Annotated in this window: 19 protein-coding genes; 10 read left to right on the top strand and 9 right to left on the bottom strand. The window is 73.0% G+C overall.

What is annotated here, in order from left to right:
• Nucleotides 1-75: 75 nt before the first annotated feature.
• Nucleotides 76-1284 carry a S8 family peptidase gene (locus OG455_RS22645; protein WP_266296495.1) on the top strand — a complete coding sequence of 403 codons (1209 nt, stop codon included), beginning with the start codon at nucleotides 76-78 and terminating at the stop codon, nucleotides 1282-1284.
• 133 nt (nucleotides 1285-1417) lie between these two features.
• Here OG455_RS22645 and OG455_RS22640 read toward each other — a convergent pair whose 3' ends face one another.
• A complete protein-coding gene (locus OG455_RS22640; RefSeq protein WP_266296493.1) occupies nucleotides 1418-1855 on the bottom strand; it encodes an ATP-binding protein in 438 nt (145 codons plus the stop codon).
• 124 nt (nucleotides 1856-1979) lie between these two features.
• Between OG455_RS22640 and OG455_RS22635 the strand changes: the two genes are divergently transcribed.
• The 6 genes from OG455_RS22635 (at nucleotide 1980) to OG455_RS22610 (ending at nucleotide 7396) form a co-directional block, all read left to right on the top strand.
• Entirely contained in the window at nucleotides 1980-2810 is an 831-nt protein-coding gene (locus OG455_RS22635; RefSeq protein ID WP_266296491.1) for a helix-turn-helix transcriptional regulator, read from the top strand.
• Entirely contained in the window at nucleotides 2800-3012 is a 213-nt protein-coding gene (locus OG455_RS22630) for a DUF397 domain-containing protein (RefSeq protein ID WP_266296489.1), read from the top strand. The genes OG455_RS22635 and OG455_RS22630 overlap by 11 nt, the downstream gene beginning before the upstream one ends.
• A 95-nt stretch (nucleotides 3013-3107) precedes the next feature.
• Complete coding sequence (locus OG455_RS22625; RefSeq protein ID WP_266296487.1) at nucleotides 3108-4127, top strand: hypothetical protein; 1020 nt, start codon at nucleotides 3108-3110, stop codon at nucleotides 4125-4127.
• Between the two features lie 202 nt (nucleotides 4128-4329).
• On the top strand, nucleotides 4330-5313 hold the full coding sequence (locus tag OG455_RS22620; RefSeq protein WP_266296485.1) for a hypothetical protein: 984 nt from the start codon (nucleotides 4330-4332) through the stop codon (nucleotides 5311-5313).
• A gap of 83 nt (nucleotides 5314-5396) precedes the next feature.
• On the top strand, nucleotides 5397-5981 hold the full coding sequence (locus tag OG455_RS22615; RefSeq protein ID WP_266296483.1) for a DinB family protein: 585 nt from the start codon (nucleotides 5397-5399) through the stop codon (nucleotides 5979-5981).
• Nucleotides 5978-7396: an MATE family efflux transporter gene (locus OG455_RS22610; protein ID WP_266296481.1), complete on the top strand. Its 1419-nt coding sequence runs from the start codon at nucleotides 5978-5980 to the stop codon at nucleotides 7394-7396. The genes OG455_RS22615 and OG455_RS22610 overlap by 4 nt, the downstream gene beginning before the upstream one ends.
• 9 nt (nucleotides 7397-7405) lie before the next feature.
• Here OG455_RS22610 and OG455_RS22605 read toward each other — a convergent pair whose 3' ends face one another.
• The 5 genes from OG455_RS22605 to OG455_RS22585 all read right to left on the bottom strand — a co-directional run bounded on the left by OG455_RS22605 (nucleotide 7406) and on the right by OG455_RS22585 (nucleotide 13724).
• Nucleotides 7406-8089, bottom strand: coding sequence for a Clp protease N-terminal domain-containing protein (locus OG455_RS22605; protein WP_266296480.1), 684 nt, complete (start codon nucleotides 8087-8089; stop codon nucleotides 7406-7408).
• A gap of 52 nt (nucleotides 8090-8141) precedes the next feature.
• Nucleotides 8142-8363, bottom strand: coding sequence for a hypothetical protein (locus tag OG455_RS22600; RefSeq protein ID WP_266296478.1), 222 nt, complete (start codon nucleotides 8361-8363; stop codon nucleotides 8142-8144).
• A gap of 90 nt (nucleotides 8364-8453) precedes the next feature.
• Nucleotides 8454-12146, bottom strand: a complete 3693-nt coding sequence (locus OG455_RS22595) for a tetratricopeptide repeat protein (RefSeq protein WP_266296476.1) — start codon at nucleotides 12144-12146, stop codon at nucleotides 8454-8456.
• Nucleotides 12143-12469: a trypco2 family protein gene (locus OG455_RS22590; RefSeq protein ID WP_266296474.1), complete on the bottom strand. Its 327-nt coding sequence runs from the start codon at nucleotides 12467-12469 to the stop codon at nucleotides 12143-12145. Before OG455_RS22590 ends, OG455_RS22595 begins: the two co-directional genes overlap by 4 nt.
• A gap of 76 nt (nucleotides 12470-12545) precedes the next feature.
• Nucleotides 12546-13724 (bottom strand): low specificity L-threonine aldolase, encoded by a 1179-nt coding sequence (locus OG455_RS22585; protein WP_266296472.1) that lies wholly within the window; start codon nucleotides 13722-13724, stop codon nucleotides 12546-12548.
• Between the two features lie 501 nt (nucleotides 13725-14225).
• Between OG455_RS22585 and OG455_RS42110 the strand changes: the two genes are divergently transcribed.
• A complete protein-coding gene (locus OG455_RS42110; RefSeq protein ID WP_323185549.1) occupies nucleotides 14226-15047 on the top strand; it encodes a M23 family metallopeptidase in 822 nt (273 codons plus the stop codon).
• Nucleotides 15048-15385: 338 nt separating this feature from the next.
• Here the strand turns inward: OG455_RS42110 and OG455_RS22575 are convergent, their stop codons facing one another.
• Both OG455_RS22575 and OG455_RS22570 read right to left on the bottom strand, forming a co-directional pair.
• Entirely contained in the window at nucleotides 15386-15883 is a 498-nt protein-coding gene (locus tag OG455_RS22575) for a hypothetical protein (protein WP_266296470.1), read from the bottom strand.
• Nucleotides 15884-15971: 88 nt separating this feature from the next.
• Nucleotides 15972-16598: a TetR/AcrR family transcriptional regulator gene (locus tag OG455_RS22570; RefSeq protein ID WP_266296468.1), complete on the bottom strand. Its 627-nt coding sequence runs from the start codon at nucleotides 16596-16598 to the stop codon at nucleotides 15972-15974.
• A gap of 313 nt (nucleotides 16599-16911) precedes the next feature.
• Between OG455_RS22570 and OG455_RS22565 the strand changes: the two genes are divergently transcribed.
• Nucleotides 16912-18516, top strand: coding sequence for an MDR family MFS transporter (locus tag OG455_RS22565; RefSeq protein WP_266296466.1), 1605 nt, complete (start codon nucleotides 16912-16914; stop codon nucleotides 18514-18516).
• An 83-nt stretch (nucleotides 18517-18599) separates the two neighbouring features.
• Here OG455_RS22565 and OG455_RS22560 read toward each other — a convergent pair whose 3' ends face one another.
• Nucleotides 18600-19493 (bottom strand): A/G-specific adenine glycosylase, encoded by an 894-nt coding sequence (locus OG455_RS22560; protein ID WP_266296464.1) that lies wholly within the window; start codon nucleotides 19491-19493, stop codon nucleotides 18600-18602.
• A gap of 141 nt (nucleotides 19494-19634) precedes the next feature.
• Here OG455_RS22560 and OG455_RS22555 point away from each other — a divergent pair, with 141 nt between their 5' ends.
• Nucleotides 19635-20588: a hypothetical protein gene (locus tag OG455_RS22555; protein WP_266296462.1), complete on the top strand. Its 954-nt coding sequence runs from the start codon at nucleotides 19635-19637 to the stop codon at nucleotides 20586-20588.
• The last annotated feature ends 30 nt before the right edge of the window (nucleotides 20589-20618 follow it).

The raw sequence follows: 20618 nt of genomic DNA, 5'->3' as shown, positions 1-20618 counted from the left end.
GATGCATCAGGTGACCGTCGTGCGTGGGGCTGTCCCGGCCCCGGGGGCGGTCCCCTTTTCGTGAACGGAGACCTGATGCGACTGTCCGCGCGCTGCGCGTCCGCCGCCCTCATGCTGATCATTCCCCTGGCCGCCGCGCAGGGAGCGGCAGCCGACGGCCCGTCCGAGCGGGCCGTCGCGGCTCCCCTGCACAGGACGGCCACGGCCGTGCCCGGTGAGTACATCGTCACGGTGGGCAAGGGCCTGGACCCGGCCCGGGTGGCGGCCAGGGCCGGGGGCGTCGAGCCGCTGCACACCTACCGCCACGTCCTGAACGGGTTCTCCGCCCGCCTGGACGCAGCCCAACTGGAGCGGGTACGTGCCCAGCCCGGGGTGGAGGCCGTCGAGGAGAACGGCCGCGCCGGCGCCCAGGCGGCCACCGTCTCGCCCACCCAGGACAAGCGGCAGGTAGCCGCCAGCTGGGGCCTGGACCGCATCGACCAGCACGACTGGGACAAGGACGCGGGGACCGGTGACGGGCAGTTCAACGTCGAGGGCAACGGAGCCGGCGTCACCGCCTACCTGATCGGCACCGGCATCGACTTCGGCCACGACGAGTTCGAGGGCCGCGCCACCCTCGGCACCGACACCGTCGGCGACGGGAAGAACGGTGCCGACTGCAACGGCGTCGGCACCCACGTCGCCGGCATCGTCGGTGGCAAGACCTACGGCGTCGCCCGCAAGGTGAACCTGGTCAGCGTCCGCGTCGTGGGCTGTGACGGCAAGGGCACCACCGAGCAGATCATCGCCGGCCTCGACTGGGTGGCGGCCAACGCCAAGAAGCCCGCCGTCGCCAACATCTCCGTCGGCGGCGACAAGGACGAAGCACTCAACAAGGCAGCCGACGCGCTCTCCAACGCGGGCATCCTGCCCGTCGTCTCCGGCGGCAACGGCGCCCGCGACGCCTGCCTCTCCTCCCCCGCCTCCGCCAAGCGGGTCGTCACCGTCGGCGCGACCGACAAGTACGACGAGGAGACCGACTTCAGCAACTACGGCACGTGCGTCTCGCTGTACGCGCCCGGCAAGGACATCATCTCCGCCAGGCTCGGCGGCGGCAGCGAATCCAAGAGCGGCACCGCCATGGCCGCCCCGCACGTCACCGGCACCGTAGCCCTCTACCTCGCCGGGCACACCGACGCGACCCCCGAGGACCTCGCGGAGTGGCTCTCCACTGAAAGCACGAGGGACGCCCTGACCGTCACCAAGAGCAGCCCCAACGAACTGCTGTACGCCGGCGGCCTCTGACACCTCACCACCCCGCTCCCACTGCCCCGCCACGCCCGAAGGGCCAGCGGGGCAGTCCCACATCAAGACCCAGACCCCACCCGGCCGTACCCAAAACCCACTGCAACCCCCCCCAAGATCGACCGGACAGGCCCTAGCCGACGGCGGGCGGGATCTCGCACCAGACGAACTTGCCGATGCCGTGCGCCCGAGGGCAGCAGCCCCAGCGGCTGGCGAGCGACTTGACGAGGAGCAGGCCGCGTCCTGACTCCTCGTCGGCGCCCACCTGGCGGGGCAGCGGGCGGCCTTCGCCGATGTCGTGCACCTCGATGCGCAGCGGGCCCTCGCCTTCTTCGGCCAGCCTGACGACCACCCGGATCAGCGTGCCCCGGCGGGGGCCGTGCACCACGGCATTGGTGACCAGCTCGGAGAGGAGCAGCTCGCCGCAGTCCGCGTAGCGCTCACCCTCCTTGGCCCTGGCCAGCACCTCGCGCAGCAACTGCCGTGCACGGGAGGGACTTCTGAGGTCCTTGGGGAACCAGCGGGCGCCTTCGACAACCCGGGCAGGTGGTTTGGCGAGGGATTCGGGCATGCGGGGGCCTCCCATGGGGCACGGTGACCGATATGTGGTCCCTGCAAGCCTCGGGGGCGGCGGGGTCGGCTCGCCAGGGGGGCGGTGGCAGCAAGGGGTTTGTGGGCGAGGGGAGTTCGAATACGTGAGCGCGGACCGGTTCAACCAGAAGATCGGCTGGAAGCACTTCGGCACCGAGCTGAAGCGCGCGAGGGAGGAGAAGGGCCTCTCCCAGACGCAGTTGGGTGCGCTCATCTTCGTGTCGGGCTCGTACGTCGGCCAGTTCGAGTCGGCCACCCGCAAGCCGCAACTCGATGTGGCGGAGCGGATCGACAAGGCACTGGAGACCGACGGACGGTTCGGTCGGATGTGCAAGGAGCTGGTCGACAGCTCGGTGTTCGAGGACCCTTTCGTAGTCGCCGCCGAGCTGGAGCAGCAGGCGATCAGCATCTGCGAGCATGCCGGTCAGCTGCTCCCTGGACTGCTGCAGACCGAGGCCTACGCGCGAGCCATCTACCTTGCCTGCCAGCCTTTGATTCCAGGGAAGGAGCTCGATCAGCTGGTGGCCGCCCGGCTAGAACGAGCAGGGCTGCTGAAAGGTCCAACACGCCCCATGTTGTGGGTGATCATCGATGAGTCGGCAATCCGACGGCCGCTAGGTGGTCGCGTGACCATGGCTGAGCAGCTTCGGCATGTGACAGAGCTGGCGGAGAGCGGGTCCATCATCCTGCAGGTGCTCCCGTTCTCTGCCGGCGGCCATGCTCTACAGGAAGGCTCGCTGCGGATCATGGCCTTCGCCGACGCGCCACCGGTGGCCTACGTGGAAGCCGCTCTCACAGGCCAACTGATCGATAAACCAGTGATGGTCGCCAAGTCAGAGATGCTCTACGATCTCGCAAGAGCGTCCGCGCTGCCATGCGAGGCCTCTCTGGCACTGGTCAAGGCGGCTGCAGAGGAATACGCATGTGAGCAATGACCCCGCAGTCTCGTGGCGGAAGTCCAACTACAGCGGCGGTAGTGGCGGCAACAATTGCGTCGAGGTGGCCGATGGTCTCACCGGCATCCTCCCGGTCCGCGATTCCAAGGACCCTCACGGCCCTGCGCTCGCCTTCACCCCTGATGCGTGGTCCGCCTTCATCAGCGCCCTCAAGACCGGAACTGTCGCAACACCGCGCTAGTTGTTGCGTTGTTGAGAGGGAAACCCGCTGCTCAGCTGACGTCCGCTCAGATTAGTGTGATCACACGATCCGGACGAAGAGAGCACGGGGGAACGATGAAGAGGACAGTTCGGGGAGCCGTCTGCGCGGTGGCGCTGGCGGTCACGGGGCTGGCGCTCACCAGTCCGGCGGCCGATGCGGCGCCGAGGCCGCTGGCGCTGGGGATCTATCCGGGGGGCTACGCGGGGGGCGGTTCGACCGATCCGCTGCCGGACGATCCGGCGAAGGTGGTCAAGGCGCTGAACGAACTCCAGGACGGGCCGGGTTTCCTGGTCCGCGAGTACGTCGGCTACAACGGGACGCAGAACGGCGGTGCGGACGCCAAGCAGTACTTCGGGTACCTCGGCCACGGCCGCAAGCTGGACCTGGTGCTGAGCTACCCGGGCAAGGACACCCCGCTGGACGGCTGGCTGCAGTACGTCCGCACCGAGGTGAGGGTGGCCGGTCCGCGCGCGGCGTCGATCTCGCTGGGCGTCGACGTCAACCTCTCTGCGGCCTCGGACCCGTCGGTGGTCCCGGCCGTGGTGGCGGGCGTCGAGGCGGCGAAGGACGAGGCCCGCCGGCTGGGCCTGCGCAACCTTGAGATCGGCTTCGACGAGGGCGCGTTCGGCCGGGCATACACCCCGTTCTGGCAGTCACTGGCGGCGGCGGGCGGCGAGAAGTTCCGCGACTCGATCGACTACGTCGGTGTGGAGCTCTACCCGGACGTCTTCTTCCCGGGCCCGGGGGACCTGGGGCAGCAGGCGGTGGACGCGATCACCGTGGTGCGCACCCAGGAGATGCCGATCGCCGGGCTGGGCGGCAAGGTGGCCATCCACGTCGCGGAGAACGGCTGGGACACCCTCGCCCCGCGCACCGAAGCCCAGCAGTCCGCCGCGCTCACCTCGGAGTTGACCGCGATCAGCGCCAACCGCGCGAAGCTGGACGTGACCGCCTACGAGTACTTCGACCTGCGGGACGACAAGAGCGGCTCGACCAACATGCTCGACCACCTCGGGCTGCTCAACGACGACTACACGCCGAAGGCGGCGTTCCAGACGTACCGCCGGCTGGTGCGGCAACTCAAGCGCGGGTAGCGGGCAGGGCGGGACGCGACTGCTCCTGATGGGCGAGCGGGCGGGCGGGGCTTCGAACATCCCGCCCGCCACTCGCACGGGTGATTTTTGTAGATCTGATGGTGGATCAGATCATCTGCGGTGCTAACGTCCGCCGCAGAAGCAATTTGACCCCGGCGGTGCGCCAACACCCCGGGGCCCGGCACCAGGAAAGCAGCTCCCAATGCACATCAACTTTAGCGCGCCCGAGCGCTATGTCCGGGCAGACCACGAGATCGTCCGCCACCCGCGTCTGAACGGGACGGCGAAGACCCTGCTGCTCTGGGCCCTCTCACTGCCGCCGGGCAGCCGCGACACGGTCCTGACGATCGGTCAGCGGATGCCCGAGGGCCGGCAGGCGGTCAGCACCGCGCGCGCCCAGCTCAAGGCCGAGGGCTACCTGCACGTCCGGCGCGGACAGCACCCGACCAACGGCACCTGGCACACCGAAGTGCTGGCCAGCAGCGTGCCGTTGACCACGCCCGAACAGATCTCCGAGGCCTGGGCGGCGACGACCCGCGAGGCGGGAGAGGTCGGGCAGGCGTCACCGACGCACCAGGACCCGACACTCGGTGGGGAGACGGGTCGGGCAGTCGGCACTTCCCCCAAGGGGGAGAACAATGGGGGGAAGAACCTCCCTCCCGCCGCACCCGATCCGGCGCCTGCTCCGGCGGCGCCCCCGCCGCGGCCGCCCGGCCCCGTCACGCCCGGGCCCGTCACGCCCGGGCCCGTCGCGGCGGCCGGGCGGGTGCTGCGCAGGCTGCTCGCCGGGGAGGCGCGGCTGTCCCTCGGGCTGGCCGAGATCCTGGCGCTGGCCCCGCTGGCCGCCGAGTGGCTCGCCCGCGACCGCAGCGAGGACCGGCTCGGGCGCGCGCTGCTGGACGCGCTGCCGCAAGGGCCGATCTTCGCGCCGCTGGCTTTCCTGCGCAGACGGCTGGAGCGCAAGATGCCGCCGCCGCCCGCCCTGGGAACCGCCCCGGAGCCGCCCTTGCCCGGGCCGATGATGGCGGAGTGCGGGACCTGCCGGGCGCCGGTGCAGGTGGGCAGGCGCTGCCGTTCGAGCACCTGCGCGGTGGATCCGGTGTGGGCGGACGAGTCGGTCGCGGAGATGTACCACCGCGGCGCGGCGACCGCGCGGGCCGCGATGACCACCCGCGGCACGCGGTAGTGCGCGGCCCGGGGCGCGGGGCGCGGGGTACGGCGCTCGGGCGGCCTGAAACCTGGTCGTATCCGGTCGGTGACCGTCCTAGGGTGGCCGTGACGGAGCGGCGGCGAGGGACGGTGGCGTTCATGACCGGTGGCGGGCAGCACAGTTGGCAGGATCTCGTCCTCGCGCAGTTCCACCGCGTCCACCGCGACCTGTCGGCCGCCCTGGACGGCGCCGATCGCGCGCTGCTCGACCGGCGTCCGGCCGTCGGCGCCAACAGCGTCGGCTGGCTGGCCTGGCGCATCGCGCGCGGCCAGGACCGCAACCTCTCCGAGCTGCTCAAGGTGCCGCAACTCTGGCTCACCGCAGGGTGGTCGGAGCGGTTCGGGCGGCCCGCCGACGCCGGCGACACCGGCTACGGCCACTCGCCCGCCGAGGCCGCCGCCTTCCGCGGCCCGGCCGCCGAGGTGCTCAGCGGCTACCTGTCGGCCACCTACCGGCTCGCCCAGCGGTACCTCGCCCGCGCACCCGATGACGACCTCCGGCGCAGTTCCACCAGCCCCACCCTGGGCAACACCCACACCGTCGCCGAGCGCCTGACCGGCCTGCTGGCGGAGGGCTACGCGCACGCGGGCCAGGTCGCCCTGCTGCTCGCGCAGGCGTCGCCCGAGGGGTCGGCCACGCCATGACCGCGAGCACCGGCACCGGCCTCAGCGGCACGAGTGGCAGCAGCGGCACGAGCGGTGGCACGAGCGGTGGCACGAGTGACGGCCGTGCGCTGGGCGGTCGCCGCAGGACCGATCTGATCAGGCCTATCGTCGGCACGGCCGCCCCCGTCTACCTGAGCATGCTGGTCTCCTCGGTCGCGGCGCTGCTGGACACCGCGCTGCTCGGCCACCGCGGCACCGCCACACTGGCCGCCTTCGCCGTCGCGCTGGCCGTCTTCACGCCCGTGCAGACGGCGCTGGCGGGCGTGCAGCGCGGCGTGATCCCGTTCGTCGCCGCGCACCGGGAGGACCGCGCGGCGCTGCTCCCGGTGGTGCGGGCGAGCCGGTGGCTCGGGTACGCGGTGGGGCTGCTCGGCGCGGGGGTCCTCGCCGCGGTGCCGCTGATCGGGGCCGCGACCGGGACGCCCCCGGGCACGCTGGCGCGGTTGGGCGTCTTCCCCGCGCTGCTGGCCGCCACCGTGCTGGTCACCGCGCTGGGCGCGACGGCGAGCAGCGTGCTGATCGGGCTCGGGCGGGCCAAGGCGGTGATGCGGGCCGGTCTGCTGGGCACCGCGACCGCCGTGCTGCTCTCCGTCGTGCTGGTGCGCGGCCTGGGGCCGGTGCCCGCGCTGGGCCTGACCGGCGCCGGGCTCTCGCTGCTCGGCGCCACCGCCGTGAGCCGTGGCGCGGCCCAACTGGCGCTGCGGCGAAGCGAGGTGCTGCGCGGGCTGCCCGCACACCCCGGCCGCCCGGACCCGCGCGCGGTGCTGCGGCAGGCCCGGGTGGGAGTCCCGCTGGCCGGGACGGTGCTGGTGAAGTTCGCGGTGCTGGGGGTGCTGACCCTGGCCGCCGCCCGGCTGGGCGCGGCGGACGCGGCCGTGCAGTCGGTCTGCGTTGCGCTGGCCAACCTGCTCTACACCGCCGCGGTGGCGATCGGCCAGGCCGCCGTGCCGCTGACCGCCGTCGCCGTCCGTGACCGCGACCTGCGCCGGGCCCGACGGACGATCAGCACGGCGCTGGTGGTGGCGCTCGGCGCGGTGCTGCTGCTGGGCGCGGTCGTGCTGGGCGCGCACCGGCAGCTGGTGCCGCTCTTCACCGCCGACCCGGCGGTCCGCCGCCGGGCGCTCACCCTGCTCCCGCTGGTGCTCGCGGCGGTGGCCGCCGACGCGCTCCAGGCGGTGGCGGGCTTCGGACTGGTCGCCCTGAAGCGCACGGTGCCGAGCCTGCTGTCAACCCTGCTCTGGTTCGGCCTGCTCGGGGCGGCCGCCGTGCCGATCGCCGACGCCGGCGGCCTGCGGGCGCTCTGGCTCGCCCTGGCTGCGGCCAACCTGCTGCAGGCGGTCAGCAAGGCGGCCTCCTTCCGGCGGCAGAGCGCCCGCGCGGTGGCGGCCCCGTAGCGGCCGGCGCTACGGAAGCGTGCCCTCCACCGCCGCCTTGGTGAGCCCCAGCCCGCTCAACACCCCTGCCCCGTCCTCGTGTTCGAGCAGAGCAAGCAGGATGTGCTCGGTGCCGACGTAGTTGTGCGCCAGCCGGATCGCCTCCCGGAAGGTCAGCTCCAGCACCTTGCGGGCGCCCGCGTCGTAGGGGATCAGCTCGGGCACCTCGGCGGCCGGCGCCGGGAGCGTAGCGGTGACGGCCGCGCGCACGGCCTCGGCGGTGAGTCCGTTCGCGAGCAGCGCGGTCACGCCGAGGCCCTCGGGCTCGTGCAGCAGCCCGAGCAGCAGGTGCGCTGCCCCGATCTCGCCGCTGCCGGCCGTGCGCGCCTCCTCCTGCGCGGCCATCACCACGCTGCGGGCCCGGTCGGTGAAGCGGCCGAAGCCCTGGCTCGGGTCCAGGTCGGAGGGCTCCCCCGGATCCTTGGGCACGAATCGCTTCTGCGCGGCCTGCCGGGTCACCCCCATGCTGCGGCCGATGTCCGTCCAGGAGGCGCCGGAGCGCCGCGCCTGGTCCACGAAGTGCCCGATCAGATGGTCCGCCACCTCGCCGAGGTGGTCGGCGGCGACGACAGCGGTGGAGAGCTGCTCCAGCGCGTCGCCGTGGGTCTTCTTGATGCCTTCGATCAGCTCATCGAGCCGGATGGGATGCGTCATGTGTCAACCGTAGGTTGACAGCATCGCAGTGTCAACCCTTGGTTGACAGCAGCTACTGACCCAGCAGCGAGCCCTCGGTGGCACTGGTCGGCGCGGCCACCGCGGGGCCGTGGTGGTTGCCGAGCAGCGAGTCGACGATCGGGTTGTTCCCGGCCAGGTTGGGCGAGGTGCCGTCGCCCACCGAGGTGGCGGCGTGGGCGGCGCTCGGCGCCGCGAGGGAGGCGGCGAAACCGACCGCGAGGGAGGCGTAGGCGAGCATGCTGCGCTTCTTCATGCGCTGCCTAACGAGACCGCGCGCGAGGGGTTTCGCCGCGCACTCGGGTGACTTCCCGTGCCCTCTCGGGGGCGGGGCGCCGACGGATCGTCAGCGGCCCTGGCCGCGCCGGCGGTCGCGCTCGGCCGCGTCCAGGCTCTCCCGCACCGCCACCGTGAGCGGGTGCCCCTCGCTCAGGGAGGTCAGGCAGAGCGCCAGGGTGCGGGCGGCCAGCTGGGCCGCCTCGACGGACTCGTTCGCCGCCCAGTGCGCCTTCGCCAGCTGGTGGCGGGTGCGCAGCGTGTCGGGGTGCCGCTCGCCGAGCAGCGACCAGCGGTCGCTGAGCACCCCGCGCAGCAGGGCGACCGCCTGGCTCGGGTCGCCCTCCTTGCGGGTGGCGACACCGAGTTCGTAGCGCAGCGCGAGCGGTTCGGGGTGCTGCTCGCCGAAGACCCGCCGGGCCCGCTCCAGCGTGCCGCGCAGCAGTTCGAAGGCCAGGCCGCGCTCGCCCAGGCCCAGGTAGGCGACCGCGAGCAGGCGGCGGGCGGCGAAGGTGTCGGGGTGGTCCTCGCCGAGCCGCCGGGTGCGGGCGTCGTCGACCGCCTCCAGCAGCGGCACCGCGCGGTCCTGCTCGCCCATCCGCACGTAGGCCGAGGCCAGTTGCAGACCTGCGGTCAGCGTGATCGGGTAGTCCTCGCCCAGGGCCCGCACGGCGTCCGCCTGGATCTGCTCCAGGGCGTTGATGGCGCGGTGCAGGTCGAACTCGGCCAGCGCGGCGGCGGCTTCGGTGCGGATCACCAGGGTCTCCGAGGCGTCCTCGCCGAGGATCCGCTCGGCGTCCGGCAGCAGCCACTCGAAGGCGGTGATCGCCTTCGCCAGGGCGCCCGCGTCGCGCAGCGCGGTGGCGTGGCTGCCGCGGGCGACGATCGCCTGGCCGCTCTCGGGGCCGTGCACCTCCTCGGCCTGCGCCTTGAGCTGATCGAAGAGCGGGACGGCGCGGTCGGTGGCACCGGCCCGCAGGTAGCCGGCACCGAGCCGGCCGCGGATGTGCAGCAGGTCGGCGGCGGCCGCGCCCGACTCGGCGTCGGCCAGCAGCTGCTGGTAGCGGGTCAGCGCCCCGCCCAGTCGGCCGCACTCCAGGTAGGCGTCGGCCAGTCGCAGCCGGGGGGCGAAGGTGTCGGGGTGGCCGGCGCCGTAGACCGTCTCGGAGAGCACGACCAGCTGCTCCAGCACCGGGATCTCCTGCCCCAGGTCGCCCGCCCCCTGGTAGGCGCGGGCCAGCACCTCGCGGGAGGCGAGCACCTCCCGGGAGTCGAGCGCGTCGCGCCCGTCCCGCTCGGCCGCGATCCGCGCGTTGACGGCGACCAGCCGGGCCAGCGCCTCCTCACCGCCCATCCGCTCCAGCAGCCGGCAGACCAGCCAGAGCGGCAGTCCGCTCTCGGGGCCGAGCAGCGGCAGGAGTTCCTCGCCGATCGCGAACAGGCCCTGCCACTCGCGCTGCTCGTAGGCGGCCTGGTCCTCCACCGGGTAGAGCCTCAGCAGCGGCAGCAGTGCGGCCAGCACCTCGGCGCGCACCGCCTCGTCCAGCACCGAGGCGTAGGGCAGGCAACTGGCGGCGACCAGCCGCAGCCAGCGGGCCTCGCGCGGCTCCGCGCAGGCGTCGGCGTCGGCCAGCAGTCGACGCAGCAGCCGGGCCCGGTCAGGTGGCGGGCAGTGGCCGACGGCCATCCGGATCACGTCGGCCCAGTGCTCGTCGACCGCCCTCGCGGCGAGCAGCCCGAAGTCCCGGTCCTGGGCGAACTCCCGCCCGGCCAGGTAGTCCTGGAAGGTGCGGTGGACGAACTCCAGGGTGTCCACGCTGGTCTCGGTGAGCAGGCCGGTGCGCTCCACCAGGTGGCGCAGCATCCGTTCGGCGTCGACGCCGTCCCGGGCGGCGGGCAGGCTGGGCAGCACCTGGTCGATCTGCCGCAGCGCGTCGGACCGGTCGCCCTCGTGCTGGCCGTTGAGCACCAGCCAACGCGCTATCCGCTGCAGCGGGGCGAGTTGCTCCTCGCGGCCGAACTGCTCGACGACCACCCGGCGCTGCTTGTCGCGGCGCAGCAGCAGCATGTCCAGGGCGAGTTCGTAGAGCTCCATCTTGCGCCGGGGCAGCGCGCCCTCCCACTCGCGGTGCAGGGCGCAGATCATGGCGCAGAGCAGCGGGCTGTCGGTGAGCAGCTCCAACTCGGGCGACTGGCCCAGGGTGCGCCGCAGGGCGTCCTTGCGTTCGCTGAACTCCTCTTCCAGGCCGGCCAGTTCGGAGGCGGTGAGCTGCTCGGGGGCGGTGGCCTCGGCGGTGGCGCGCTCGGCGGCCAGCGCGGCCTGGTGCCAGCGTTCGACGAAGCGGTTGCGGTCCCACTCGTCCATCGGGCAGAGCAGCAGCTCCTCGAAGCGCAAGTGGGCCAGCCACTGCGCGGGGACGCCGGAGGGGCGCACGGTGACCAGGGTGACGCAGTCGGGGTAGGAGGCGAGCAGCTCGGCCAGCCACTCGCCGGCCTCGTCGCGCTCGCTCTGCGGGATCTCGTCCAGGCCGTCGACCAGCAGGATCGCCCGCCCGGCGGCGAAGATCCGGTCGGCCCAGCCGGGCGGCTGGCTGTCGGCGACCGGGCTGCGGTCCATGGCGAGGAACTCGGCGGGCAGCGGCTGCAGGTTGCGCAGCTGGAACAGGGTGCGCAGCCGCAGCACGAACGGGACCCGGTAGTTCAGCTCGGCCAGCTCGCCGACCAGGGTGCCGGCCACGGCGTTGACGGCCAGCCACTGCAGCAGGGTGGTCTTGCCGGAGCCGGCCTGGCCGCGCAGCAGCACCCGGCGGCGGTCCTTGAGCATGCCCTCCACCCGCCCGCGCCGGTCGGGCGGGCCGAGCACGGTGTCGCCGCTGGGGACGGCGTCGCCCGGGTGGCCTCGCCGGGCGGCGGGGCGGGCGGCGGGGCGCTGGGGGTCGGAGAGCTGGACGGCCTGCAGGCTGAGGTAGGCGGTGCCCAGGTCCCAGGGCTGCGACTGCGGCAGGCCGAAGATCTTCAGTCGGCCGTGTTCCTTGCCGATGCTGCGGGCGTACTTCTCCTCGAAGGCGGCGTCCTGGCGCTCCTGGGCCGAGACGCCGAGCAGCCGCACCGGGGCGGGCAGGTGGCGGGCGAGCAGCTGGGCGAGGTCGGGGCGGGCCAGCAGCGGGGCGAGCGGGATCAGGCCGAGCTGGGAGTGGTGCCAGACCTCGGGGGCGAGGTCGGCGGTGGCCAGGCCGAGCAGCAGGCCGTTGAAGACCACCGGCGCGCCCGACATGCCCGACCACGGGGAGGCGGCGCCGGCCACCGGGCCGGGCGGCTGGTGCTGGGTGCTGAGGGTGTGCCGACCGGTGCCCAGGCCGGTGCCGGGGGCCAGCGTGCCGACCAGCTGGTGGCTGCGCAGCAGCACGCCGTCCTCCCGCCCCGCGGCCGGGTAGCCGATCGCGTGGCAGAGCGGGAGCGGCTCCAGCCCCTCGATCCGGCCCCAGGGCAGCGGGCCGAGGGCGGCGGCGAGTTCGGGGCGGACCAGGTCGCGGGTGGCGAGCAGCAGCGCGAGGTCCGTCTCCTCGTCCGCGGCCCGCCACAGCACGGCGCAGCGCACCCAGCCCACCCCGCCGCCCGGGACCGCGGCCTCGATCCGCACCGGGGCCGCCGCCGCGGGCGGCAGCAGGTGGGCGACGGTGAGGACCAGCCGGCCGGTGAGCAGCAGACCGCTGCCCTGACCCGCCGCGCGGACGGCCGCGACCCGCTGGGCGGTCAGACTCAATGGAAGCCCTCGTCGCTGCCCAGGTCGGGATTGCCGACCAGGACGCTGCCGCCGGTGGCGAGGTCCTTGGGGGTGAGCGAGACGGTGACCTTGTGGCTGCTGGTGCGCCCGGCGCCGACCTCGGCGCCCGCCTGCAGCACCCAGGCCCGCACCCCGCCCTTGAGCGCGGCGTCGCGGCGCAGCTCGATGGCGAACTCCAGCTCGACCGTCCCGACTTCGAACTGGAACCGCTCACCGGCCGCGCGCTCGGCGGCCGCCGCCAGCTGCCGGCGGACGGCCTCGACCGCCTCCGCGAGCTCGATGTCAGCGAATCGGTCGTTCACGTCGCCCCCAGCTGCCTCGTCGGCCGACCAGTCGACTACTGATCGGTCATCAGCGTTGACGATGGGCGACTTTGCGTCAACCCCGGCTCGGGCCGAGCAGCTTGAGGAAACCGCTGAACGAGTCGCTGACCTGCGCGGAGTTCCAGGCGAGGGCCGGTGCGAGGGCGGTCACCTCGGTCAGCGCCAGGCCCACGTGGCCGGACTCCGACCAGGTGCCGAAGAGCGCGTCGCCGGTCAGCTCGGCGTGCCGCAGGTTCGCCTCGGTGAGGCGCTCGGGCGGGTGGGGCAGCAGCAGCTGGAACTGGTGGGTGTGCGGCGGGTCGGGGTTCAGCCGTCCGCCGGGGACCTGGGGCAGCACCTCGCGCAGCCCCTTGGCGATCACCTGGGCCTGGCTCAGGTAGCCGGGTAGTCTGGGCAGTTCGCGTCCGAGCGCGGCCAGCGCCGAGAGCGCGGCGGGCCACTGCTGGTACAGCAGTCCGCCGTAGCGGTGGCGCCAGGTGCGGGCCTCGCGGATCAGCTCCTCACCGCCCGCGAGCGCTGCTCCACTGATGCCGCCCAGCGCCTTGTAGAAGGAGACGTACACCGAGTCGGCCAGGGCGGCGAGGTGCGGCAGCGGGCGGCCGTAGTGCGCGGCCGCCTCCCAGAGCCGGGCGCCGTCCAGGTGCACCACGGCGCCGCGCTCGCGGGCGGCGGCCACCAGGGCGGTCAGCTCGGACCAGGGGGGCAGCACGAAGCCGGCCGCGCGCAGCGGCAGCTCGATCATGAGGATGCCGAAGGGTTCGTCGAAGTCGCGCAGCTCGGCGGCGGTGGGCAGCCGGGGTGCGGTGGTGGGCCAGACCGCGTCCAGTCCGGTGAGCCGCTGGTGGGCGCGGCGCTCGTGGGTCTCCAGGTGGAAGAGCGGGTGGGTGGCCACCACCGGGTCGGGGCGGCGCCGGGCCCAGCAGCGCAGCGCGACCTGCTGGGCCATGGTGCCGGTGGGGAAGAAGAGCGCGGCGGGCTTGCCGAGCAGGCCGGCCACCCGCCGCTCCAGCTCGGCGACCACGCCGTCGCCGTAGAAGTCGGGCCGCTCCAGCGGCCCGACCGCGGTGCGGGCGTCGGCGCCCAGCTCGGCCAGGCGCTCGTGCAGGGTGACCGGGCGGGGCCCGGAGAGGATCCGGTGGCCGGCCCGCCAGAGGGCGAAGCGGCGGTCCGCCGGGCCGAGCACCGCATCCGATCGACCGTTCGACTCGTTCCACTTGTTCGACTCGTAGGCCATCCTTTGATGGTCCATCAGGCGGGCGGCGCGGGGAATGGGCGGGACGCGAGCAGTCGTGGCTCTTCTCACAGGCCGAACCGCCGATACGACGGGGGGTAGTAGAGGGGGGCGCCGGGCGTCGATGATGCGATCAGCGGACCAATCCGCCGATCGCCTGAAATTCACGGACGCCTCGCACTACACGCCGTCGTAGCTGATCGGATTTCGCTACCACCTCACCGACGGTTACATCTGTAGGGTCCCCCGCCGAGTACGCCCCAGGGCCGGCTCCGCGCTGCCCCGAACCGCTGCGAGGTCGAGCACACGATGTCCGCCAAATCCCCTGAGTCCCGTTTCGCCGGCCTGCAGGTACGTTTCGGCAAGGGGCGCCACGCCCGACCGCGCCCGGCTCGCCGCCTGGCGCTGCCGGTCCGCCGGCTGGCTCTGCCGGTCCGCCGGCTGGCTCCTCTGCTCCGCGTGGCGTCCCTGGTTCGTGTGGCGCCCGTGCTCCGCGTGGCGCCCGTGCTGCCCCGTCCCGTGCTGCCGGCTCGCGACGTCTACGCGGTCTTCCGCGGACCGCACCGGCGCCAGGCGATCTCCTCGGCGGTCGCGGGGGCCGCACTGCTCGGCGTGGTGCTCGCGGCGGTCCCGGGCAGCGCGTCGGCACAGACGGTGCACCCGACCACCCCCGGCAGCTCCGCCTTCACCGCGACGGCCCGCGACCGGGCACCCTTCGACAACCTGGTGCAGGTGGCCGACCCGAGCGCGTACCAGCTGCCGCGCGGCTCCCACACCGCCCAGCAGGCGGTGGCCGTGGCGGGCAACCTGGCCGCGGCGGCGGCTGCCGCAGGGGTTCCGGCGCAGGCCCAGGGGCAGGCACAGCCGCAGGCGCCGGCCCCGGAGCCCGCCCCGCCGCAGGCGCCCCCGGCGGCGCCCGCGTGGTCGGCCCCCGCCCCCGGCGCGCGGATCAGCTACGAGTTCGGCCACCCCGACGCCGGTTACGTGGCCGGCTACCACACCGGCGTGGACTTCGCGGTGAACACCGGCACCCCGCTGCTGGCCGTCGGCGAGGGCACCGTGGTCGAGGCCAACTGGGGCGGCGCCTACGGCAACGAGGTGGTCGTGCGGCTCGCCGACGGGCACTTCGCGCTGTACGCGCACATGTCCCGGCTGAGCGTCAGCGAAGGCGACCACGTGACGGCCGGTCAGCCGCTCGGCGCCTCCGGCAGCACCGGCAACGCCACTGGCCCGCACCTGCACTTCGAGATCCGCACCGCCGACCGCTACGGCGCGGTGATCGACCCGGTCGCCTATTTGCTGGCGCACGGGGTGACGGGGCTTTGACGCTGACAGATATCAACATCTGTCAGCCGTCATCCGTCATCTGTTGGTCGCTGGTCGCCAGCTGACAGCTGACAGCTGACAGCTGACAGCTGACAGGTGCTATCAGTCGACCGTCAGCCATCAGCTGTTGGCCCTCAGCCCGCGGCCGTCAGCCGTCAGCCGTCAGCCGTCAGCCATCGAACGTCAACCCGCAGCCGCCAACGGCAAGAGCACGCATCTGGTCGTGACCGACTCGGCTTCGCGACCGACAGGCCCACCACCCGTCGTCCGCCCCCGCTGCGCACCCCGCTCCGCCCACGGATCCCGCGCAGCCAGCGCCCGGCCGCCCGGCTGGGCGGTCAGGCGCGCCCGGTGAGGGCTACAGCAACCTCGGCAGCGCCGGTACCACCGGTACCACCGGTCCGGCGGACGCGAACGACGAGGAACCGCAGTGAGACCAGCAGGCCGGCCGTGGCGGCCACCGCCGCGAGCAGGCAGGTGGAGGGCGTGTCCTCGTCCGGGTAGTGCTCGCCCGCCACCCGGGCTGTCGCCGGGTCGGACTGGGCCACCTCGAGGGGGACGGTCACACCGGGGCCGGGGTTCGGGATGCGCTTGAGGTTGAGCGACTTCGTGCTGTAATCGCGATCGCCGACCCGGTAGGCAACGGTGTAGCCCTCGTCACCCTTGCGCGGCAGCGCGGCGCTGATGGTCGCGTCCACCCGCAGGGGCGACGCGTCGATGAGGCTCGCGGCGCGCCACTGCTCGGACGCCGTGAAGAGGCTCCCACCGAGCACCAGCAGGGCGATCACCACACCCGCCAACGGGATGGCCCACGCCTGACGGATCAGCTTGTGCATGAGCCGGACAGTACTCGCCCGGTCCGCCCTTCCCTCTCCCCCCCCGAGGCCGAGCGAGGAGCACAGGCCGCCCGCCGACCCCGACCGGCTACACGCCCTGGCGGGGCTCGATCCGCGCGGCGTTCTCCAACGCCACGGTGAGCGCGCCCGCCACGGCGTCGTCCAGGGTCGCCGCATGGTCGGACCCGCCCCCGTGGGGCTGGCAGCCGGAGGCGTCCTCGGTGTCGTTCTTGAGCAGGAAGAACGCCGAGTTCACCGAGAAGAGCGCCATGGTGGCGCGCAGCCGGTCGTCGAACGAGGCGCCCGGGCCGTGCACCAGACGGGCCATCGCGGCCATCCGGGCCTTGAACTCCAGCCCGGCCGGCGACTCGCGCAGCGCGGGCTGGTTCTCGTGGAAGAAGCGCAGCAGCGGGATCCGCTCGGTCATCCCGGCCGCGAACCGGCGCACCAACTCGTCGCGCACCGCCGGGGACCAGGTCTGCTGCTCGCCCCAGGCGATGGTCTCGTCGATCGGCGCCGCCATCGTGGCCACGATGCCGTGGACGATGTCGTCCTTGGTCTTGAAGTGGTAGTACAGCGCAGCCTTGGTGACCCCCAGCCGGTCGGCGATCTCCCGCAGCGAGGTCTTCTCGTAGCCCTGCTCCGAGAAAAGCTCCAGCGCGACCGCGATGATCCGGGCCCGCGTGCCACTGCGGGGGCTCTGCGACGTACTCATGGCGTGTGGCCTGCCTTGATAGCTGCGAGGGGAACCGGTGTGGTCGAGCCGCACCGATCACGTGATGCGGACATTCTCGCCGCCTGTGACGCGGTGGCCGAATTCGGCTTGACGCCCGGCTTACCCAGACCTTACCGTGCCAGCTGACCAATAACTAGCCGGTCGGCAAGTAAGCACAGCGAAGTAAGCACAGCGAAGCAAGTACCGCGACGCGAGCACCGCGAAGCACAGTACGCAGCCGACAACACGAGGATCGCGGGCCGCGGAACAGACGGCGCTCAGCGGTCCGCACGCGCATTTCGGGAGAGGCACCATGGCACAGCAGCAGGTCGACGCGAAGGCGGCGCCCCCGCCCGGCAGCGGCGCGGGGGAGCCGGGCGACCAGCGCCCGGTCCGCACCCAGCGAGAGATCCGACTGGTGATGATCGGCCTGGTCATCACCATGATGCTCGCGATGCTCGACAACCTCATCGTCGGCACCGCGATGCCCACCATCGTCGGTGACCTGCACGGGGCCAACCACCTCTCCTGGGTGGTCACCTCCTACACCCTGGCCACCGCCGCCGCGACCCCGATCTGGGGCAAGCTCGGCGACCTCTACGGCCGCAAGGGCACCTTCCTCACCTCGATCGTGATCTTCCTGATCGGCTCGGCGCTGGCCGGCCTGTCGCAGAACATGAACGAGATGATCGCCTTCCGCGCCCTGCAGGGCCTGGGCGCCGGCGGCCTGATGGTCGGCGTGATGTCGATCATGGGCGCGCTGGTCTCGCCCCGCGAGCGCGGCAAGTACCAGGGCATGTTCGCCGGCGTCATGGCGATCGCCACCGTCGGCGGCCCGCTGCTCGGCGGCTTCATCACCGACCACTTCAGCTGGCACTGGATCTTCTACATCAACCTGCCGCTGGGCCTGATCGCGCTCGCCGTGGTCTGGGTCACCCTGCACCTGCCCAAGGTGCGCTCCTCCGCGAGGGTCGACTACGCCGGCGCGGCGCTGCTGACCATCGGCATCACCTCGCTGGTGCTCATCACCACCTGGGGCGGCACCCAGTACGCCTGGGGCTCCAAGCACATCATCGGCCTGATCGTGCTGGCCGCCGCCTCGCTGATCGGCTTCTGCTACGTGGAGGCGCGGGTCCAGGAACCGATGCTGCCGCTGGGCCTGTTCCGCAACCGCGACTTCACCGTGGTCTCGATCATCGGCTTCATCGTCGGTTTCCAGATGTTCGGCGGCGTCACCTTCCTGCCGCAGTACCAGCAGATCGTCCAGAACGCCTCGGCCACCAACTCCGGCCTGCTGCTGATGCCGATGATGTTCGGCATGCTGGTGGTCTCGCTGGCGGTCGGTCAGGTGGTCACCAAGACCGGCAAGTACCGGATCTTCCCGATCCTGGGCACCGTGGTGATGGGCGTCGGCTCGCTGCTGCTCTCCACCATGGGCACCGGCACCACCCGCCTCACCTCCGGCATCTTCATGGCGGTGCTCGGCGCCGGCATGGGCTTCCTGATGCAGATCACCATGCTGGTCTCGCAGAACAGCGTGGAGCTCAAGGACATGGGCGTGGCCAGCTCCACCGCCACCCTGTTCCGCACCATCGGCGGCTCCTTCGGTGTGGCGCTCTTCGGCGCGATCTACACCAACCGGATCACTGACACGCTCAAGAGCCTGCCGGGCGCCGAGCGGCTCGGCAGCATCGACCAGATGACCCCGGCCCGCCTGCGCACCCTGCCCGCTCCCGTGCAGGACGGCTTCCACCAGGCGGTCTCCAACGGGATCCACTCGGTCTTCGTCTGGGCCGCGCTGATCAGCCTGGTCTCGATCGCCGCGGCGCTCTTCCTCAAGGGCACTCCGCTGCGCGGTGCCGCGGGCTCCGGCGGCGAGAAGGCCGAAGGCGAGGACATGGCGGCGATGGCGCACTGAGCCGACGCCCCACGAACTGGCGGCGGGTGGGCCCGGAGGGATCCCGGGCCCACCCGCCGCCGTCTTCCACCGCCCGGCGGCCCTCAGGAGGGCAGGCGGAAGCCACCTTGACCGACCGGCTCGACCAGACCGTCGATGATCAGGCCGTCCAACGCGCGCGAGCGCTGCACGGGGTCGGGCCAGACCGCGTCCAGCCGGTGCCGCGGCACCTCGCCGTGCGCCTCGCGGAGCACCGCGAGCAGCTTGCCGCGCACCTGGCGGTCGGTGCCCTCGTAGGTCTGGCCCCGGCGCGCCGGGCCCTGGTACGGCGGACGGCCCGCCCGGTCCCAGGCGCAGTGCGCGCGCAGCGGGCAGCTGCCGCACTCGGGGCTGCGGGCGGTGCAGACCAGGGCGCCCAGCTCCATCACGCCCACCGCCCAGCCGGCGGCCACCTCGGGGTGGTCCGGGAGCAACTCGGTGGCGGTGCGGCGCTCGGCGGCGGTGGTGGCCTGCGCCGGGTACTCCTCGCCGGTCACCGCACGGGCGAAGACCCGGCGGACGTTGGTGTCCAGCACCGCGTGGCGCTGGCGGAAGGCGAAGGAGGCGACGGCCGCCGCGGTGTACTCGCCGACTCCGGGCAGCGCGAGCAGCTCGGCGTGGTCGTCGGGCACCTCACCGCTGTGCAGCTCGACGATCGCGCTCGCGGCCGCGTGCAGGCGCAGGGCCCGGCGGGGGTATCCGAGCCGCCCCCACATCCGCACCGCCTCGCCCGGCGCGTCGGCGGCCAGCGCGGCGGGGGTGGGCCAGCGCTCCAACCAGGCGGCGTAGACGGGCAGCACCCGCTTGACCGGCGTCTGCTGGAGCATGAACTCACTCACCATCACCGCCCAGGGCGAGGCCTCGGGCGCTCGCCAGGGCAGGTCGCGGGCGTGCTCGCGGTACCAGTCGAGCACGATGCCGTGCAGCAGCGGGGCGGGGGTCACAGAGGTCGTTGCCATAGCGTCTCCGATCCTCGCACACGGCCGGACGGCCCCGGATCCGTCCCACGAACGGCGGAAATACCGGATCATCTGAAAGATCGGGGGCCGAGACCGGTGTTGGTGCGACGAGCGGTGCTCCGGCTCTCGTAGAGTTTGATCGTGCCTTCTCTGCGTCAGCCTGTCGGACCGCTGCCCGCCTCGATCTACTGGCGGCGGCGGGTTGTTGTGCTCGCCGCGCTCGCGGTGGCGGTGGCCGTGGCGGCGTGGCTGACGCTGGGTCAGGGCGGAGGCGCCAAGGAGAAGACCGCACAGCCCCTGCCGGCCCCCAGCACGCCGTCCGGGCCTGGCTCGATCACACCGGGCGCCACCCCGACCGGCCCGGCGATCACCACCCACCCGGGCGGCACGGGCGGCGGCAGCGGGACGACCACCGGCGGCGGCACGGGCGGCAGCGGCGCGAGCACAGGCGGCAGCGGCGGCGGCACGGGCGGCAGCGGGACAGCCGGTGGTGGCAGCGACACCGGCGGCACCTCGAACGGCGGTGGCACGTCCACCGGCACCACCGGCGGCAGCGGCGGCAGTGGCACCGGCACGACCGGCGGCGGCAGCGGCACCGGCACGACCGGCGGCGGCACCGGCACCGGCACCGGCGCCGACAGCGGCGGCGCCCCGCCGGTCAACACCGGCGAGGTGATGGCGCTCCCCGCCTGCACCGCCTCCCAGCTCACCCTGGAGCTGGCCGGCACCCAGGACGCCTTCGCCGCCAAGGACAAGCCGACCTTCGAGCTGAAGATCCACAACGCCTCCGGCGCCGTCTGCCGGGTCGACCTGAGCCAGACCGCCTCCGCGATCACCGTCAGTTCGGCCACCGGGGAGCGGATCTGGTCCTCGGCCGACTGCGTGAGCGACAAGCAGGGCCGCTGGGTGCAGGTATCCCCCGCAAACGTGCTGACCGAGACCTTCGTCTGGGACCGCTCGCACAGCAAGCCGCAGTGCGCCACGCCGACCGACACCTCGCTCGCGCCGACCGGCAAGTACTCGGTGCAGGCGGAGCTGACCGGCCCCAGCGGCGGCCCGATCAAGGCGCTCGCCGCCACCCGGCTGGACGGCTGAGCACGCCCGCAGGACAACTCGCCCCGTTCA

Source organism: Kitasatospora sp. NBC_01287, from assembly GCF_026340565.1.
In the GTDB taxonomy this organism is placed as follows: domain Bacteria; phylum Actinomycetota; class Actinomycetes; order Streptomycetales; family Streptomycetaceae; genus Kitasatospora.
The sequence above is the reverse complement of the archived record's forward strand: the minus strand, read 5'-3'. Positions and strand labels throughout refer to the sequence as shown.